The following is a 13956-nucleotide window of genomic DNA, read 5'->3' on the forward strand; positions in this document are numbered from 1 at the left end:
GCTCCTTAGACGGTCAGCACAACGTCGTGATTTTGTATCAGCTCAGTCAGTTGCGCAGGCTGCAGAACCTCGGGTACCAGCATCAGCTGCTGCGCGTCCAGACCATGAAAGGCCATGGAGGCGGCATCGGTATAGATGGCATCTATATCATAGAGCTCCAGTGAGGCTTGCAAGGCATTGAGGTTTTTTTGACCAATACCGGCCGGATTTTGCGCCGGTAGTAATTGTAGCAGCGCATCACCCAACAGCAGCAGGCTGACGGGCTGTTCAAATACAGAGCAGGTCAGCGCAACATCCAGCAAGTCCCGCGCCGCTGAAGAGCCATAGGGCGCTGTCCGGCTGATTAGCAGAAAGCGTTTGCAGGGCTTCTCACTCATCCGCGACCTCCAAAGGTAATCACTCGGTCAGACAGTATGGCGGCTTCTGTCAGTTGCCCCAGCCCGGAAAGCTCAAAGCCTGCCGCCAGATTGCCGTGGGGTTTATCGTAGCGTTTGGCTTCGTTGTCATCCAGCAAACCGCGACGTATGGCTGCTGCGATACACACCACCAGGTCCAGTTGGTGTTGTTCTGCCAGTGTCTGCCAGGCTGTGGGGATACAGGGCTCATCCGGTGGGCTGCTGGACAGGCCGTTAGCGTTCATCACACCGTCACGGTAAAAAAATACCCGGTGCAGCGTATGTCCGGCGTCGAGTAAAGCTTTGGCGAACCGCAACGCTGTTTCGGGTGCCTGGTGCTGCACCGGTGATGCATGAACGATCAGCGTAAATATCATTTAGACCTCGCCATAAAATAAAAACCCCGCCATCTTAACAAAGAGAGCGGGGTTTTCTGAAGTGCGTGAAGCTTAGTCGCTGCTAAGTACACCCACCAGATGCAACAAATGTACAAACAGGTTGTAGATGCTCAGGTAGAGACCAACCGTTGCCATGATGTAGTTCTGGTAGTGACCATTAACGATGTTGCTGGTGTCATACAGGATGAAACCGGCCATCAGCAGTACCACCAGAGCCGAGAACGCCAGGTGCAGCGCTGGGATGTGTACGCCGAAAAACGGCAGTACCAGCAACACAACCATGGCAATCAGCATCACGATGGCGCCCGTAGCCAGGAAGCCGCCCATAAAACTGAAGTCTTTTTTGCTGTTCATGACATAAGCCGACAAGCCTACAAATGTCAGGGCTGTCATGCCCAGTGCGGTCATGACGATCTGACCACCGCCAGCCATAGCCAGGTAGTGGTTCAGCAGCGGACCAAGACCGAACCCCATCAAGCCAGTAAAGGCAAAGATCAGCGGCAGGGCAGCGGCAGAATTCTGTTTACGGTTCAGGACAAAGATCAAACCGAAGCTGACCAGCACACTTCCGATATAAACAATGAAAGGTGGATTGATCATCATGGAGATGACGGCTGTCACGGCACTGAAGCCGAGCGTCATACCCAGCAACATATAGGTGTTGCGGATCATCTTGTTGGTCCGGATTACCGACTCTTGTGAGCTGTAACCCAGTTCTTGTACTTTATCCATAGTAATCCTCATTATTGTTGAATCTGGAACAAGGTTAATAATCAGGGTAAATTACCCCGAGTTCAAGCTTTTGACCTAATTCATGTGGAATAATTCCAATTCTGTCGCAAACCCTGCCCAAGAAGTTTTAATGTGAGTATAGATAGCCTTAGCAGTTTTCCCAGTATCCTTTATGAAGATGACACTTTAATTGCCCTGCACAAGCCCGCAGGCTTGTTAGTTCATCCCAGTTGGATATCGCCAGCCAGCACGCCCAATCTGATCGGTCTGTTGAAGCAGCGCTTTCCCGACGATACCTTTCATACGATTCATCGGCTCGATCGGGGCACCTCCGGTGTGATTTTGTTCGTACGCAATGACAAAGAAGCGGCCAAGGTGATGCATCAGCAGTTTCTCGATCGACAGGTCAGCAAAACCTATCTCTGTGTTGTGCGTGGCTGGACTGAAGCCGAAGGTACCATTGATTACCCACTGCGTTATGAAAAGGATCGCTATTCAGAACCCTTCGCCAATGAAGACAAAGCACCGCGCGATGCGGTAACTCATTACCGTACCCTGGCGCAGGTAGAGTTGCCCATTGCCGTCGGACGCTATCCGGTGGCGCGTTATTCATTACTGGAAGTTAAGCCTGAAACCGGACGTAAACATCAAATACGTCGACACATGAAACATATCATGCACCCACTGGTGGGCGACACCAATCACGGAGAAGGGCGACATAATCGCCTATTTCGCGATCATTTTTCGATACATAGACTGTTGCTGATGGCCACTGAACTTAAGGTTGTACACCCTAAAGAATTGCGTAAGGTTCATATCAGCGCGACACCGGATGAAGAGGTTCTGACGCTGTTCACCAAGCTGGGTTGGGGCTGTTTGGCTGATTTGTCTGAAAACCCACAACTGCTGTGCTGAATTCATTGCGAAATCTGCCGCGCGTGGTAGCATGAGGGCATAATTAACTAGAATAGTTTTTGCATACAACATGACAAATCAGCCAAGCACCACCCGTACGTTGACCAACCGGCTCAAGTCTGGCAAACCCCTGCGCATCGCCCTTATAGGTGCCATGGATCAGGAAATTGAACTGCTGAAAAGCGCCATGCAAGATCTGCAGTCGTTTAACCAGGCCGGTTACGATTTTCACAAAGGTACACTCCATGGTGCCGAGGTTATTCTGTTGAAATCCGGCATAGGCAAAGTCAACGCGGCTATCGGCACGACTATTTTGCTGCATGAATTCAACCCTGACTGCGTTATCAATACCGGATCTGCCGGCGGCTTTGATCCGTTGCTGAAAGTCGGTGATGTGGTGATCTCTGACCGCGTGCTGCATCATGATGCTGACCTGACCGTTTTTGGCTACAAACCTGGCCAGTTGCCAGGTATGCCACCGGCGTTTATTCCCGATGCTGATCTGTCAGCCATTGCCGAAAAGTGTATTAATGAATTTGCTGGCGTGACCACCGTGCATGGTCTGATCGCCACCGGCGACAGCTTTATGGATGAGCCAGAACGCGTTAAAGCTACACGTAAAACTTTCCCTGATATCAAGGCAGTAGAGATGGAAGCTGCAGCGATTGCTCAGACTTGTCATCGCTTTGATATCCCGTTTATTGTCATCCGGGCACTGTCTGATATTGCCGGTAAAGAATCCAATATCTCCTTCAAGGAGTTTCTGGAAACGGCCGCCACCAACTCGGCTAATATGGTCAGTGCGATTATCCGCGGCATTGTAGCCGGTCATACAACTACACAGTCAGCTTAATCGACTGTGGCAGTGTTACCGTATTGAATAGAGGTTAAACATGGCAAAAGTAGCATTTATCGGTCTGGGCACCATGGGCTTCCCAATGGCAGGGCACCTGGCTGCCAAGGGCCATGAGGTTTGTGTATACAACCGCAGTAGCGCCAAAGCAGAAAGCTGGGTGAAGCAACATGGCGGCCGCTTTGCTGCCACACCGGCACAGGCGGCTGAAGGTGCTGAACTGGTGTTTGTCTGTGTTGGCAATGATGAAGATCTGCGTTCAGTCACCATGACTGAAACCGGTGTGCTTGCAGGAATGAAATCCGGTGCCGTACTGGTAGATCACACCACCGCATCGGCCGAAGTGGCGCGTGAGCTCTACCAGGTAGCAACTGAGCAAGGCATAGGCTTTCTGGATGCACCGGTATCTGGTGGTCAGGCCGGTGCCGAAAATGGCGTGCTGAGCGTGATGATCGGTGGTGATGAAGCGGTGTATCAGCAGGCTGAACCCGTTATTGCCAGCTATGCCAAATCACAACAACTGATTGGCGGCCCGGGTGCTGGCCAGTTGGCTAAAATGGTCAATCAGATCTGCATTGCCGGTCTGGTACAGGGTCTGGCTGAGGCCGTGCATTTTATTGAGAAGTCCGGCCTGGATGGTGAAAAAGTATTCGATGTTATTCAGCACGGTGCCGCCGGTTCCTGGCAGATGAGCAATCGACATAAAACCATGCTGCAAGGCGAATTTGATTTTGGTTTTGCTGTTGATTGGATGCGCAAAGATCTGAGCATCACCCTGAATGAAGCACGACGTAATGGCGCACAGTTACCGATTACCGCGCTGGTGGATCAGTTTTACGCCGAGGTGCAGCAGCGCGGTGGTGGACGCTGGGATACCTCCAGCTTGCTGAAAAGATTTGAGACTGGTCGTTAATACTCTATAATCGCGACCCAACGGGCAACAAGACCCGACTCATTTCATTAAAAAAGCAAAGGTACCTTCTATGTCATCCATTGATAAATACAGCATGATTTCGCTGGCACCCAGTATCGCCGTTATTATCGGCGTGGTCGTCATTACCGTTTTGGGTAGTCTGTTCCTGAAAAAGGCGATTGCCAAGGATGCGGCGGCAGCGGGTGAAAAGTAACTGCTAAAAAGTCACTGCTAAAAAGGTCACAGGCAGTGTTATGCTAGCTGCCTGTGACAAACCAACCCCAGGATTCCGTCCATGCATCGATCTAAAAACCTCAGCCAGACAGAAACACCAGCCGTTGATGCGCAACGTCATCCGCTATTGTCGGATAATGATGTCAACACCATTCTGGTGAATGGGGCACAGATGTCACTGAGCAAGTTGAAGCGGGCGCGTTCATTTAATGCTCGTATCTACTATTACGCTGAAATCGGGGTGTATCTGGAAGTGTCGCTGTCCAGAGGGGCCGGTATTACCGATGAAACCCGTGAACAGTTGCAGGAAATCCACAAGGAAGCCACGCACGTGCACATGAATGCCAACAAGCGTCTGGCGTTAAAACCCTGAGCACATGAGCGAAACCGAGCAGGATCAGGAACAGGACGGTTTTGACAGTAAAACCTTTCTGGCAAACCTGAGCAGCCGACCCGGTGTTTATCAAATGTATGATAAGCACGATAAAATCCTCTATGTCGGCAAAGCGCGTAATCTTAAAAACCGTGTCAGCAGTTATTTTCGCAGTTCCGGGCAGGGTACCAAAACCCGCGCACTGGTTTCGCATATTTCTCGTATAGAAGTCACCCTGACCCACAGCGAAACCGAAGCCCTGCTGCTTGAACTGAACCTGATCAAGGCGCAGCGTCCGCCTTACAACATTCTGCTGCGTGACGATAAATCCTATCCGTATATTTTTATTTCCGCCACCGATGACTTTCCCGCTGTGCGCTTTCACCGTGGCGCCAAGAAAGCCAAAGGTCAGTACTTCGGCCCATTTCCCAGCGGCGGTGCGGTACGCGAAAGTCTGAATCTGCTACAGAAGCTGTTCAAGATTCGCCAGTGTGAAGACAGCTTTTACCGCAACCGCTCGCGCCCTTGTCTGCAACACCAGATCAAACGCTGTACCGCGCCCTGTGTCGGTTTAATTGATAAGCAAAGCTATGCCGAAGACCTGCGCCATGCCAGCATGTTTCTGGAAGGTAAAAACCAGGCGGTAACTGCTGAGCTGGCCGAACGTATGGATGCAGCCTCTAGCCATCTCAATTTTGAACTGGCCGCCGAACTGCGTGACCAAATCTCGGCGCTGCGACAGGTACAAGAGCAGCAGTATGTTTCCGGCAGTGGCGGAGAAGCGGATGTGTTTGGCTGTGCGATCAATTCAGGCAGCATCTCCATTCATGCCTTGTTTGTCCGCGGTGGTCGTATTATTGGCAGCAAGGCCTACCATCCCAAACTGTCGCTGGAAGGCTCGGAAAGCGAACTGCTGTCATCCTTTCTTGCTCAGTTTTACCTCAGCGGTGCACGGGAAGTGCCTAGTACCATTATTCTGCCATTTGCGGTAGAAGACGCCGAGATTATCAGCCAGGCGATCATTGAAAAAACCGCCAAGCGGGTTCAGATTACCCACAGTGTTCGCGGTGATCGCGCCGGTTGGCAGCGTCTGGCTCAGACCAATGCCAATCAGCAGTTAGTCAGCCACCTGGCCAGCAAACAAAACATCAGCAATCGCTTCCTGGCCCTACAGGACTTGCTCGACTTCGATACCGCCATCCGTCGTATGGAGTGTTTTGACATCAGCCACAGCTCAGGGGAGGCCACTGTGGCCTCTTGCGTGGTGTTTGATGAGAACGGCCCACTGAAAACCGATTACCGTCACTTTAATATCGATGGCATTACCGCCGGTGATGACTACGCCGCCATGCAGCAAGCGCTGGAGCGCCGCTACACGCGGCTGAAAAAAGGCGAGGGCAAGTTACCGGACTTGCTGATTATCGATGGTGGCAAAGGCCAGGTCTCCCAGGCAATGACAGTACTCGAATCCTTACAGATTACCGAAGTGACCGTTATCGGCATCGCCAAGGGCACCACCCGCAAAGCGGGGTTTGAATTCCTGGTGAATGGCCAAACCGGCGAAGAGTCGGTGATACCGTCTGATTCAGGCGCGTTGCATTTGCTCCAACACATCCGCGATGAAGCCCACCGATTTGCCATCACCGGCCACCGGGCACGACGTGCTAAAGTACGAAAACGCTCTCTTTTAGAGGATATTCCCGGTATTGGGCAGAAACGACGCCGCGAACTGTTAAAATATTTCGGCAGTATCAAGGAGATAGAGAATGCAAGTATTGAAGAAATTGCAAAAGTCTCTACCATAAGTGCTAAGTTGGCACAGGAAATCTGGTTGTGCCTGCATCCCGACAGCTGACACAGGACCAGCATCTATGCTGTTTTCCATGAAAATCCCTAATCTGCTGACACTACTCAGAATTTGTCTGATACCGGTGTTCGTAGTGATTTATTACATTCCAGGCTTCTGGTCACCCTGGATAGCCGCGGCTATCTTCGGCTTAGCGGCACTGACCGACTGGCTGGATGGCTACCTGGCCCGCCGACTGGACCAGCATTCACCCTTTGGGGCGTTCCTGGATCCCGTCGCAGACAAGCTTATGGTCGCCGTGGCACTGGTCATGTTGGTTGAAACCTACTCCACACCGCTGGTCACCATTCCGGCGGTGGTGATTATTGGCCGCGAGATTGTTATTTCAGCCCTGCGAGAGTGGATGGCCGAAATAGGTGAGCGCACCCGCGTTGCGGTGTCGATGATCGGCAAGGTAAAAACCACCCTGCAGATGATCGCCATCCTGGTATTGATCGCGGTACCGCCGTTTTCAATCCTGGCCTGGGTGGGCATTTTGACCCTCTATGGCGCCGCTTTGTTAACACTCTGGTCGATGTATGTGTATTTGCGTGCCGCCTGGCCATTGCTGAGTGATGATATATAAGTGGTTAATCTTTAAGCAGTATCATTTATTAAAATCAGTTGACACCTAGGCTCACATCTCTATAATACGCCCCACTTGATTGCGTTGCGGGAATAGCTCAGTTGGTAGAGCACAACCTTGCCAAGGTTGGGGTCGCGAGTTCGAGTCTCGTTTCCCGCTCCAAATCAGACACTTGTCTGATTTGAAGTAATAAAGCAAAGAGAGTGTTAAAGGCTGGATGGCAGAGTGGTCATGCAGCGGACTGCAACTCCGTGTACGCCGGTTCGATTCCGACTCCAGCCTCCATCTCTCTTTAAAGCGCCATGTCACACAAAATCGCCGGCACAGTTCCAGCGATGTTCCAGCCCCGATGGTGAAATTGGTAGACACAAGGGACTTAAAATCCCTCGGCTGAAAGGCTGTACCGGTTCGAGTCCGGTTCGGGGCACCATCATTTCAATGCTTGATAAACCCTTACATCCCTCTGAAAGTCTTGCAATACTCTTCTTTGCTTGTTTTAATTCCTACAGACAATCTGGATAATTTACAGCTGTGATGGTGCACGGGCCCTGCGGTAGCCTGTCTGACATTTAATTCATCACCTATCCAAGGGGCTTGAAACGTTGCGTTCATGTATTCCAATGACATGGGTGTAAATCATCGTTGTATTAATATCGTTATGACCCAGCAACTCCTGAATATTGCGTATATCTGTGCCTGCACGAAGCAGGTTTGTTGCGAAAGAATGCCTAAAGGTGTGGCAACTGGCTTTTTTGTGAATATGTGACTTTGCCAGGGCCCGCGCAACTGAACGCCTGACCTGTTGTTCACCCACATGATGGCGACGAATCACCTCACTGCGTGGATCTTTGGCTCGGTTGGGTGCAGGGAAAATATACTGCCAGGCGGGACTGGTGGCCGCTTTAGGGTATTTTTTCTCCAAGGCATAGGGTAAATACACCTTCCCAAAACCCTCATTGAGATCCTGTTGATGAAGAGACAATGCCAGCTCAATTTGTATACGCAAAGGCTCCAGTAACGCTTTCGGAAGTAAGGTTCGACGGCATTTATCACCCTTGGCTTCACGAATAATCAAGCATTGCTGAGAGAAATCAACATCCTGTACACGCAATCGAACCGACTCCATTACTCGAAGCCCAGAGCCATACATCAAACTGGCGACCAGTTTATGATCACCCTCCATAAAGCCAAGTACACGCATAGCTTCTTCATGGGTGAAAACAGTCGGTAGCCGCCTGCCTTTATTGGTTCGAGTAAATGCCAGTTGGCCAAGATCCTTGTTCAGAAAGTGTTTATAAAGAAACACAACCGCATTCAGCGCTGTTTTTTGCGTGTTGATGGCAACGTGACGCTGGTTAGCAAGATAGCTTAGCCAAGCATCCACCTCGATGGCACCCATGTCTAGTGGATGACGTTTCTGATGAAAATAAATGAAATCCTTGATCCAGCCGCAATAGGTTTTCTCTGTACGATAGGCGAGATGGCGTGAGCGCATAGATGCACGAAGCTGATCCATGAAGCGGGTGGGATTAGCAGGCAAGGGTGGTGGTATATCATCCATCAACAACTCCTTGTCATGAATTATTTTATAGTACTGTTTTTATATACAGTAATAATGGTGTTGTCAAGTCAGAGTGACTAGCAAAGTGATCCTAGAGGCTCATATCCTGGATGATAGTATTTTATTTGTATTAATTTGAATAAAATCATACAGTTGCTTTCATGTGGTGAAATCGTGATAGTAGTCTGCATGATCGGTTTGACTTTCTGGGATGAATACCATGAATGCCAGAGATGATTGACCAGTCCTGGGTTTTGAATTAGCTTGGGTACAATTAATCGGCTGGGATAGTAGTCTTGGCAAAGTGGCCTTTGAGGCCACGATATAAATGTTATATTTCAAGGAGTGAACTTTGGAGCTCGTAATAGGGAATAAAAATTACTCGTCATGGTCGTTAAGGCCTTGGCTACTTTTGTCAGTCCACGAGTTACCTTTTAAGGAAGTGCGGATTCCGCTGAATCAAGACGATACATACGCCGCGCTTGCCCAGCATACCGATGCAGGGAAAGTCCCGGTGCTTAAAGACAAGGACTTGGTCATCTGGGATTCGCTGGCAATTTGCGAGTATATTTCTGAGCAGTATCTGGATGGCCGCGGATGGCCAAGTTCCGTTCGTGCACGAGCGGAAGCAAGATCTTGCTGCGCAGAAATGCACTCGGGTTTCACAGAAATTCGAGGCCAATTGCCAATGAATTGCCGCGCAATCGGACGTAAAGTCCCTTTTAATGCAACCCTTGAGCGAGAGATAGCTCGGATAGACCGAATCTGGTCGCAGAACCGAGAATCCTATGCGAGTGCCGGCCCTTGGTTGTTCGGTGAGTTCTCTATTGCAGATTGCATGTTCGCACCAGTTGCTTCGCGATTTAAAACCTACGGGATCAAGGTCTCGGCGGTATCTTCAGAATATTTGCAGTTCGTCCTCGATCATGAACAGATGAAGGAGTGGGTTAGCCAAGCTCACGGTGAGCCCGAAACCATAGGCGTGTCCGAGGTAGGAATATAACAATCACAGGCACGGCGACGCCTACTGCATTGCGGCTTCGCCTCCATTCCGCAGCCGCGCATGCTGTTGGCGTTAGCAAGAGTAACCACTGAGCAATCGATAATTCATAAAAAATATTTATAAATTTTAACTGAAGTGATGCGGTGAAAAAAATGAGCGATTATAAGGATTTCCTTGGCGACAGCTACAACGAGGAAAGCGGTGAGTTTGATCATGACAAAGCCAAAAATAAGGCCATCAATGAAAAAGAACAATGCAATATAATTATTTCTGGTGCCAGCGGTGTAGGTAAAAGCACTTTGATTAACGCTATTTTTGGCGAGGAAGTTGTTAAAGCCGGTGCAGGAAAGCCTGTCACTCAGCATCTTGAAAAAGTTGCCATCCCTGAAAAAGGTATTTGTCTTTGGGACACCAAGGGCATAGAGGCTGAAAACTATCAAGACACAATGGCATCATTGGAAAATGAATTCAGGCAAGCCATTGATAACGCCAATGACGACGGCGATATCCCTCATATTGGCTGGGTTTGCATAAAAGCCAGTAGTGATCGAGTGGAAGACCGCGACCTCACGTTGATTGGCCTTCTCGCGAAACGTAATATCCCCGCCATCGTAGTTTTCACCCGTGTTATAGGCAAGTCCGAAAGAGAATTCGTCGAAGAAGCAAAGCTTATCATTGACAAAGAATATAAAGACTTTTTGCGCGGAGCTTATGTTTCTGTCAATTCTGTCCCCTATGAAATTGACGAAGATATTGTGGTAAAGGTCAAAGGGCTTGAATCCCTGACCGAGGTCACCGAGGCGCGATTTCCTGAGGGTAAGAAATCGGCAAAAAATGCCTTTCTCAAAGCTCAGCGCTCAAAAATAGAAAAGCGTCTTGCCGCGATGAAAGAGGGTTCCAGAAAGGTGGTTCACGTTGCTTCCGCAGCTGCGGGAACAGCGGGAGCTTCACCGATTCCTGGGTCTGACGCACCTATAATTGCGGCAATACAAAGTACTATGATTTATAAAATTAATACCGAGTTCGAACTAGATGCGGATAACTCAAAAATGACATCAGTTTTAACCGGCATCATGGGTGTCACCGCACTGGCACAAGTGGGTAAAACCGTAGTGTCTAATGCCTTGAAATTCATTCCCGGTGCAGGCACTTTGATCGGCGGCGCAATTTCTGCCACCACAGCGATCGCTATTACGGAAGCTGTAGGTCATGCCTATATTGCTGTATTGGAAAAGTTCTTCGACATGGAAAAAGGGGAAGTCGTTTTGCCAGAGAACTCAGCTCGAATTATATCTGTATTCAAAGATGTATTCAGTTACAAGAAGTAATTGCCAGCGTCAAGAAATGTTGAGTAATTTATGTTCAGCTCGGCTTTCGTATCAGTCGAGCTGAGTTATTGCTAACAAGTTGCTGCACGCGGATAAATTACTCGCTACGCTCCCAATTTACCGGTGAGCAAGGCGTTATTGCTACAAGTTCCTCAAGAATTTTTTAAATGGAGGTTTAAATGATTAGAGCCTTTTTATCCCACTCAAGCAAAGATAAAGACGGATACGTTAGAAATGTTGCAAATTGGTTGGGGAGAGACAATATAGTTTATGATGAGCTGACCTTTGAAGAAGGTGAAAAGCCTCTAGATGAAATAATTAAAGGGTTAGACGGATCGAGTATTTTTGTGATTTTTCTGTCGGAAAATTCACTATCTTCCGAATGGGTTCAGAAGGAGATAGTTGAAGCAAAAAGCAGGCTTGAAAGCAGTGATCTAAAAAAAATATTCCCGATTATAATTGATGATAATTTAACTTACGAAGACAGGCGAATTCCCGATTGGCTACGGGATAATTATAATCTTAAGCCTATTAAAAGGGCACAAGTGGCGTCCAAAAGAATACATAATAAATTGAGAGAGCTTAGCTGGTCAAAGCATCCGCAGATCAAAAAACGCAATACAATATTCGTTGGAAGAAATGATCATCAGGAGACTTTTGAAGAAAGAATTCACGATTTTGATAAAGAAAAACCCACCACGATAATCGTATCAGGCTTCTCTGGTGTAGGAAGGCGTACGTTCCTGCATCGAGCTCTATATAAAACCAAAATCACAGAGTGCTCGAATAAGCCCTCCTCAATACTTTTAGATAGAAATGTTTCCATTGAGGACTTTATTCTAAAGATCAATGATCTCGGCTTGATTGATCTTGGAGATCGCATAATCTCATTGTCTGATAAGACGATGACTGAAAAAGCAAATATAGTCCACATGATTATGGATGCTGCTTATAAATCTAAAGAATTAATATATCTTGTCGATGATGGCTGTATTGTAAATCATGAACGATCTATATCGGACTGGTTTCTAGAGATCGTAAATTCATATCAGGGTCACGGGTACCCTATATTCTGTATCGCGTCTAAATACAATGTTAACTTTAAGAATAGGCCAAGGAATAATCTCTTTTACTTTGTTGAGCTAACAGAATTGAACTCTAATGAAAGGAAAAGATTATTCGTACAATTGCTAGAGCTATATGAAGTTAACCTAGAAAAGAGAAATTTCGAAGATATTTCAGAAGTGCTTTCTGGCTTTCCAGATCAGGTGATGTTTGCTGTTGATGTATTGATGTCAGATCCAGCCACTAAGGTGGCAGATAAAATACCATCGATTGCCGAATACAACACTGAAAAGGCATCTATCCTTCTCAATAAATATGACAGCCAGGAAGATGTTCTCGACTTTATAAGACTCCTGGCTAACTTTGAAGTTATTAGTTCAGACTTTATTTTTTCATTGGTTCCAGAAGAGAAATACTTCCCTGTTCTAGAGCGATTGTCAGCAGAACATATTGTTGAACTTATTGGTCTGGACGGGGAAATAATAAGGCTAAACGATATTGTTAGGGATTATATAAGGAGAAATAGAATTCGGTTGAATAACGACTTCTCTGGCAAGATTCGAGAACAGGTTGAGTCGATAGTTAAATCGGACGATATTTTTGAGAGAGACTCATCAGAGTATATTTTTGCACTAAAAGAAGCGCTGAAAACAGATATGCCAATTGATGATAGGCTACTAATACCATCGCATTATCTTAGATGTATGAAGGATCTTTATTACGGAAAAGGAAGCCTAGACCGGATCATTGAGTTAGCAGATATCATTCTCCAGAAGGAAAACACACTGGAGTATCGGGTCTCTCAAGACATTAGATACTACTTGTGTCTAGCATTAGCCAAGAAGAAAGACAAAAGGATGCTCAGAGAAGTTCAGAAAATTAAAGGTGATGAGCATGTGTTTCTAATTGGATTCTATTACAGGCTTTGCGGGCGACTTAAAGAGGCCCTTGAAAAATTCGAACAAATCGTAGAAGCGAAATATGTTGGCGATAGAGCTAAGCGCGAAATTGTACAGGTGTATGTCCAACTAGAAGAATACGATTTAGCATTGGGTTATGCAAGGAGCAATTATGAAGAGCATCGAGGAAACCAATTTCACACTCAAGCGTATTTTAACTGTCTTGTTAATTCAAAGGATGCACAGGAAAATGCCTCAACATTAAGAGAATTAATTGAAAACCTAAGGGGTATTAATTCTGAGCAATCTACCGAGATGGCGGATATAGCGGATGCTCTTTATCTTGCCAAAATAGAAGGGAATAAGGTGTCAGCCATAGACAAAATTCAAGATTGTGTAAATATGCGCCCAGATAGCCACTATCCGCTGCTAACGCTTTGCGATCTGGCAATCAAGTACCGCGATCTTGAACTGCTCAAAGAAGGTGTCTCCACGCTCCGTGATATCAAGAATAAAAAACACGTATCTAATAGAACATTTAATAGATATCAATCGTATGTGCATGCTCTCGAAGGTAATGTCCAAGATGCTATAAGGGTCATTGAGAATGATCTGGAGAGATACCCAAAAGAAAGTAAAGATAGAATAGTTAGAAATATCCAAAATTGCGCGAATAATCAGCCATAACAAGCAGCTGCTAGGGACTGCATTGCGCTGCGCTCCATGCAGCCCCAGAGCCGAGCGTTATGGCTTCACTGAAAAGAAGATCGACTGAAGCATGAATCTGAAAAATATAGAGTTTTTAATCGACAATGATGGAGATATTTCAGTTGGACGAACCGGCCCTATACGGTG

General features: G+C 47.4%; 14 protein-coding genes and 3 tRNA genes. 13 read left to right on the forward strand and 4 right to left on the reverse strand.

Features of this window, described 5'->3' with window-relative positions; translation table 11 throughout:
• Positions 1-5 precede the first annotated feature (5 nt).
• The 3 genes from tusC to ACN0R1_RS05535 all read right to left on the reverse strand — a co-directional run bounded on the left by tusC (position 6) and on the right by ACN0R1_RS05535 (position 1525).
• On the reverse strand, positions 6-377 hold the full coding sequence (tusC, locus tag ACN0R1_RS05525) for a sulfurtransferase complex subunit TusC (RefSeq protein WP_417580738.1): 372 nt from the start codon (positions 375-377) through the stop codon (positions 6-8).
• Complete coding sequence (gene tusD / locus ACN0R1_RS05530; RefSeq protein ID WP_417580740.1) at positions 374-772, reverse strand: sulfurtransferase complex subunit TusD; 399 nt, start codon at positions 770-772, stop codon at positions 374-376. Before tusD ends, tusC begins: the two co-directional genes overlap by 4 nt.
• A 72-nt stretch (positions 773-844) precedes the next feature.
• The gene (locus tag ACN0R1_RS05535) at positions 845-1525 is read right to left on the reverse strand and encodes a Bax inhibitor-1/YccA family protein (RefSeq protein WP_417580742.1); all 681 of its coding nucleotides are present in this window, start codon (positions 1523-1525) and stop codon (positions 845-847) included.
• A 132-nt stretch (positions 1526-1657) separates the two neighbouring features.
• On the opposite strand from ACN0R1_RS05535, the gene ACN0R1_RS05540 reads away from it, so the two are divergent.
• The 10 genes from ACN0R1_RS05540 (at position 1658) to ACN0R1_RS05585 (ending at position 7675) form a co-directional block, all read left to right on the forward strand.
• Positions 1658-2440, forward strand: a complete 783-nt coding sequence (locus tag ACN0R1_RS05540) for a pseudouridine synthase (RefSeq protein WP_417580744.1) — start codon at positions 1658-1660, stop codon at positions 2438-2440.
• A 70-nt stretch (positions 2441-2510) separates the two neighbouring features.
• Complete coding sequence (gene mtnN, locus ACN0R1_RS05545; protein ID WP_417580746.1) at positions 2511-3293, forward strand: 5'-methylthioadenosine/S-adenosylhomocysteine nucleosidase; 783 nt, start codon at positions 2511-2513, stop codon at positions 3291-3293.
• Positions 3294-3333: 40 nt separating this feature from the next.
• Entirely contained in the window at positions 3334-4206 is an 873-nt protein-coding gene (locus ACN0R1_RS05550) for an NAD(P)-dependent oxidoreductase (RefSeq protein WP_417580748.1), read from the forward strand.
• Positions 4207-4276: 70 nt separating this feature from the next.
• Positions 4277-4420, forward strand: a complete 144-nt coding sequence (locus ACN0R1_RS05555) for a hypothetical protein (RefSeq protein WP_417580750.1) — start codon at positions 4277-4279, stop codon at positions 4418-4420.
• A gap of 81 nt (positions 4421-4501) precedes the next feature.
• Positions 4502-4813 (forward strand): excinuclease ABC subunit C, encoded by a 312-nt coding sequence (locus ACN0R1_RS05560; protein ID WP_417580752.1) that lies wholly within the window; start codon positions 4502-4504, stop codon positions 4811-4813.
• A gap of 4 nt (positions 4814-4817) precedes the next feature.
• Positions 4818-6668, forward strand: coding sequence for an excinuclease ABC subunit UvrC (gene uvrC, locus ACN0R1_RS05565; RefSeq protein ID WP_417580754.1), 1851 nt, complete (start codon positions 4818-4820; stop codon positions 6666-6668).
• Positions 6669-6696: 28 nt separating this feature from the next.
• Positions 6697-7245: a CDP-diacylglycerol--glycerol-3-phosphate 3-phosphatidyltransferase gene (gene pgsA / locus ACN0R1_RS05570; RefSeq protein ID WP_151059048.1), complete on the forward strand. Its 549-nt coding sequence runs from the start codon at positions 6697-6699 to the stop codon at positions 7243-7245.
• An 86-nt stretch (positions 7246-7331) separates the two neighbouring features.
• A tRNA-Gly gene (locus ACN0R1_RS05575) sits at positions 7332-7407 on the forward strand.
• Between the two features lie 49 nt (positions 7408-7456).
• Positions 7457-7530: transfer RNA gene (locus ACN0R1_RS05580), tRNA-Cys, on the forward strand.
• A gap of 58 nt (positions 7531-7588) precedes the next feature.
• A tRNA-Leu gene (locus ACN0R1_RS05585) sits at positions 7589-7675 on the forward strand.
• Positions 7676-7822: 147 nt separating this feature from the next.
• On the opposite strand, the gene ACN0R1_RS05590 is transcribed toward ACN0R1_RS05585, so the two are convergent.
• Positions 7823-8806, reverse strand: coding sequence for an integron integrase (locus tag ACN0R1_RS05590; RefSeq protein WP_417580756.1), 984 nt, complete (start codon positions 8804-8806; stop codon positions 7823-7825).
• Between the two features lie 352 nt (positions 8807-9158).
• Here ACN0R1_RS05590 and ACN0R1_RS05595 point away from each other — a divergent pair, with 352 nt between their 5' ends.
• From ACN0R1_RS05595 to ACN0R1_RS05605, 3 genes are all read left to right on the forward strand, one after another.
• On the forward strand, positions 9159-9809 hold the full coding sequence (locus ACN0R1_RS05595) for a glutathione S-transferase family protein (protein ID WP_417580758.1): 651 nt from the start codon (positions 9159-9161) through the stop codon (positions 9807-9809).
• A gap of 152 nt (positions 9810-9961) precedes the next feature.
• Positions 9962-11137: a YcjF family protein gene (locus tag ACN0R1_RS05600; RefSeq protein WP_417580760.1), complete on the forward strand. Its 1176-nt coding sequence runs from the start codon at positions 9962-9964 to the stop codon at positions 11135-11137.
• 179 nt (positions 11138-11316) lie between these two features.
• Positions 11317-13788 (forward strand): TIR domain-containing protein, encoded by a 2472-nt coding sequence (locus tag ACN0R1_RS05605; RefSeq protein ID WP_417580762.1) that lies wholly within the window; start codon positions 11317-11319, stop codon positions 13786-13788.
• Positions 13789-13956: the final 168 nt, after the last annotated feature.

Source organism: Nitrincola sp. (assembly GCF_048264025.1).
Lineage (GTDB): Bacteria > Pseudomonadota > Gammaproteobacteria > Pseudomonadales > Balneatricaceae > Nitrincola.

What these genes read in the sequence shown, in the direction of transcription:
- tusC (WP_417580738.1), bottom strand. Translation starts at nt 377, where the DNA reads ATGAGTGAGAAGCCCTGCAAACGCTTTCTGCTAATCAGCCGGACAGCG.
- tusD (WP_417580740.1), bottom strand. Translation starts at nt 772, where the DNA reads ATGATATTTACGCTGATCGTTCATGCATCACCGGTGCAGCACCAGGCA.
- ACN0R1_RS05535 (WP_417580742.1), bottom strand. Translation starts at nt 1,525, where the DNA reads ATGGATAAAGTACAAGAACTGGGTTACAGCTCACAAGAGTCGGTAATC.
- mtnN (WP_417580746.1), top strand. Translation starts at nt 2,511, where the DNA reads ATGACAAATCAGCCAAGCACCACCCGTACGTTGACCAACCGGCTCAAG.
- ACN0R1_RS05550 (WP_417580748.1), top strand. Translation starts at nt 3,334, where the DNA reads ATGGCAAAAGTAGCATTTATCGGTCTGGGCACCATGGGCTTCCCAATG.
- ACN0R1_RS05555 (WP_417580750.1), top strand. Translation starts at nt 4,277, where the DNA reads ATGTCATCCATTGATAAATACAGCATGATTTCGCTGGCACCCAGTATC.
- ACN0R1_RS05560 (WP_417580752.1), top strand. Translation starts at nt 4,502, where the DNA reads ATGCATCGATCTAAAAACCTCAGCCAGACAGAAACACCAGCCGTTGAT.
- uvrC (WP_417580754.1), top strand. Translation starts at nt 4,818, where the DNA reads ATGAGCGAAACCGAGCAGGATCAGGAACAGGACGGTTTTGACAGTAAA.
- pgsA (WP_151059048.1), top strand. Translation starts at nt 6,697, where the DNA reads ATGAAAATCCCTAATCTGCTGACACTACTCAGAATTTGTCTGATACCG.
- ACN0R1_RS05590 (WP_417580756.1), bottom strand. Translation starts at nt 8,806, where the DNA reads ATGGATGATATACCACCACCCTTGCCTGCTAATCCCACCCGCTTCATG.
- ACN0R1_RS05600 (WP_417580760.1), top strand. Translation starts at nt 9,962, where the DNA reads ATGAGCGATTATAAGGATTTCCTTGGCGACAGCTACAACGAGGAAAGC.
- ACN0R1_RS05605 (WP_417580762.1), top strand. Translation starts at nt 11,317, where the DNA reads ATGATTAGAGCCTTTTTATCCCACTCAAGCAAAGATAAAGACGGATAC.